This window comes from Herbiconiux sp. (genome assembly GCF_023264895.1).
Taxonomy (GTDB): Bacteria; Actinomycetota; Actinomycetes; order Actinomycetales; family Microbacteriaceae; genus Herbiconiux.
Genome location: NZ_JAHFUY010000160.1, coordinates 1 through 3,478, shown reverse-complemented (window position 1 = coordinate 3,478; position 3,478 = coordinate 1). Strand labels below are relative to the sequence as shown.

2 protein-coding genes are annotated in these 3,478 nt (G+C 73.5%); one reads left to right on the top strand and one right to left on the bottom strand.

What is annotated here, in order from left to right; translation table 11 throughout:
• A partial coding sequence (locus tag Q0D57_RS19235; protein WP_291047028.1) for a metallophosphoesterase family protein occupies positions 1–1,670 on the bottom strand: 1,670 nt, incomplete at its 3' end.
• A 321-nt stretch (positions 1,671–1,991) separates the two neighbouring features.
• On the opposite strand from Q0D57_RS19235, the gene Q0D57_RS19230 reads away from it, so the two are divergent.
• Positions 1,992–3,478: histidine kinase (locus Q0D57_RS19230; protein ID WP_291047027.1), on the top strand; the 1,487-nt coding region annotated here is incomplete at its 3' end.

The window sequence follows — 3,478 nt, the reverse complement described above, 5'->3', positions numbered from 1 at the left end:
GTCGGTTCCGGCGTGGGCGTCGGCTCGGGAGTCGCGGTGGGCTCCGGGGTGGGCTCCGGCGTGGGCGTCGGCTCCGGGGTCGCGGTGGGCTCAGGCGTGGGCGTCGGCTCAGGCGTCGCGGTCGGCTCGGGAGTCGGCTCCGGAGTGGGAGTGGGCGTCGGGGTCGGCGTCGGCGTCGGCTCGGGCGTCGTCTCGCCGCCGGGCACGACGGGCGTCGGGCGCTCGGGGGCCGCGATGTCGGAGCGGGTCGAGCCAGGTCCCGAGGCCCAGGCCACGGTCTCGTCGGTCACGAGCTTCGTGCCGTCGGCGCTCTTCGTGATCGTGAAGGCGTCGAGGAGCTCACCGGTGACCGCGTGGCTCTCCACGTGCATCCGCCCGTCGACCACGTCGACCGTCTGGTACATCTGCGTGTCGCGGCTCATGCTGCGGAGGTTCGCGCCGTTCGTGATCCAGTTGTTCGACTCGAGCGGATCCGGCACGTACATCTTGGGGCCGGCGATCGTGACCATGTAGACCGGGCCGGTCTGGCTGGTCGCCGGGTCGGCGCCTGCGGGCAGGTTCTGCTCGTTGGCGAAGAGGTTGCCGCGCCCGTAGGCGTGGTCGTGGCCCTGCAGCACGAGGTCGACGTCGTGCTTCTCGAAGATCGGCAGCCAGGCATCCCGGATCGTCTTGTTGTCGCGACCCGAGGTCACCGAGAACACGGGCTGGTGGAACGCCACCACGGCCCACTGGCCGGGGTTCTGCTCGAGGACGGCGTCGAGCCACGCGGTCTGCGCGGCGAGCTGGTCGCCGCCGATCACGGAGGCGTTGAGCGAGATGAAGCGCACGCCCTGGATGTCGGTGTAGTAGACGTTCTCGGAGAAGGCCTGCTGGACGGCGGGAGTGCCGGCCGGGCCGTTCCGCGGGTACTCGAACTGCGCACCCCAGTAGCGGGTGAGCTCGGGGCCCGGGTAGTACTCGTGGTTGCCGGGGGCGGCGATCACGTTCTGGTAGGCGTTCGAGAAGCCGGCGGCGCTGAACCACTCGCCCCACTCGGCGTCGGCCACATCCGTGTCGATGAGATCGCCGAGGTTCACGACGGCCTTCGAGTAGGGGCGCGCCTCGTAGGCGGCGCGGAAGGCGCGCGACGCGTACGACTTGATGTCGTTCTGGGCATCGCCCTGCACGATGAACGAGAACGGCTCGGCGGTGGAGGCGGCGGTCTCGAACTCGAGCCACTCGCTCCAGGTCTGGCCGTCGCCCACGCGGTAGAGGTAGGCGGTGCTCTCGGCGAGGCCGGTCATCACGGCGGTGTGGTACTTGATGGTGTAGCCGAGGTCGGTGGCGAACTCGGTGGTCGACACGGCGTCGACGGTGGTGGGGTTCTGCACCGGGCCCTTGGCCATCGGGGCGATCTGCACCTTCGGGGTCGTCACGTCCACGCTGGTGCGCCACGAGACGTTCTGCGTCGCGTAGGGGGTCTCGGTGGGGGTGAGGATGACGCGGTCCGGAACCGCGGAGGCCACGTGCACGAGCGCGGGGCTGACAGGCGGCGGGTTGAGGCCGCCGGCGGCGTAGGCGATGCCGCCGCCGAGCGTGGCGAGGGCCACGGCGGTGGCGACTCCACCGGCCACCAGTGCGGTTCGGGGTCTGATGCGCGAGAGGGCGCGCGTGAGCTGATCGCTCTTCATTCGGGGTGCTGTCCTTCGTCGGGTGTGCAGGGCGTGCGGATCGGCCGCCCGCAATACCCGGACGACGGCGATCACGCTAGTGAACTCACAGGTGCCTCACGGCTGAGGAGCAGCACATTTCACGCGGCGTTCACGGCACCGGCGTGTCGACGGCTCCGGCCGGGCCGATCTTCGCCGAGCGTTCACCTGTGGAGCGGGCTACCGCTCTGGCCCGCGAGGGGCGCCGTGCGGTAGTGGGGTACTCCCGCGGGAGTACCCCGGCGTCCGGGCGTGGTCCGGTGAGCGGATGCTCCGGGGCGGGGGCGCGGCTACCATCGAGCCATGCCGTCCGCGCGCGATCTCCCCCGGCGCGCCGGCAGCGGCGGCACCCCCTACGAGCGTGCTGGGGCGGATGCCGACGAGTGGGGTCCGCGGTTCAGGATGCCTCGGTGGGCCTCGTTGTGGCTGCCGGTGGTGGTGTCGTTCCTCGTGCAGGTGCCGGCGGCGGTGCTCGCCGGGGTGCCCTTCGGGCGGTGGCGCGGTGGGGGGTCCGGCGGCGACGGCACGGGCCCCGCGGACGGTGATGGCCCGGGCGTCGGCGGGCCCGGCAGCGGCTTCGGATCGGGGGTCGGGTCGGGCATCGCCGAGGTCGTCGACGACGATCCCGTGCGGTTCGCCGCGCGAGTCGCGCTCGCGGTGCTGGGGCCGCTCGCTCTCGTGTTCGCCCGGCGGTTCCCCGGGCCGGTCGTGGCGGTCGTCACCGCGGCAGCCGGCGGCTACGTGCTCGTGCTCGGGGGCGATGCCGCCCCTCCCTACGTGGCGCTCGCCTTCGCGGTGGTCGGCGCGGTCGTGCGCGATGCACGCCGCTGGGCGGTCATCTCGCTCATCGTGGGCTGGACCGTGACACTCTCGCTCGGCATCCTGCTGCGGGTGCCCTGGCAGCCGGCCCTCGTGGTGGCCGTGACCCTCGGGCTGGTGCTGCTCGTGGCGGTCGGTGAGAGCATCCGCAGCCGTCGTCTGCGCTTCGACGAACTCCGCCGCCGCGCGGCCGAGCGCCGGCTCACCGCGGCGCAGGCCGAGCGGGTGCGCATCGCGCGGGAGCTGCACGACGTGCTCGCCCACTCGCTCAGCGAGATCAACGTGCAGGCGGGCGTGGGCCTGCACCTCATCGACTCGCGCCCGGAGGAGGCCGCGACCGCCCTCGCGAACATCAAGTCGACCTCGAAGTCGGCGCTCGACGAGGTGCGCTCGGTGCTCGGCATCCTGCGGGCGGAACCTGCGCCGCCCAGTGATCCGGCAGAGCCGACCGCGACCGCGCCCGCCGAGCCTGCCGCGCCCGCGGAGCCCGCGCCGCTCGTGCCGGAGCCCGGGCTCGACCGCTTCGGCGAGCTCGTGGAGTCGGCCCGGCGTCGTGGCCTCGAAGTCGACCTGAGGCTCGATCTCGGGCAGCGCTCACCGGGCGGGCCCTCGCCAGGCGGGGCCCCGCCCAGCGCCTCCCTGCCCGGCAGCGCCGTGCAGCTCGCGCTCTACCGGATCGCACAGGAGAGCCTCACGAACGTGGCGCGCCACTCCGCCGCCCGCCGCGCGACCGTGACTCTCGTCGAGGAGGGCTCCTCGCTCCGCCTCACCGTCTCCGATCCCGGCCCGGCTGCCGGGCCCGCGCATCCGCATCCGCGTCCGCCCGCCACGCCCGCGCACCCCTCCGCCGCGCGCTCCCGTGAGCCCTCCGGCGAGCACACCGGGCGAGGGCTCCTCGGCATGCGCGAGCGCGCCGAGCTCCTCGGCGGCACCTTCGCCGCGGGGCCCGACGCCGCGGGCGGCTTCACCGT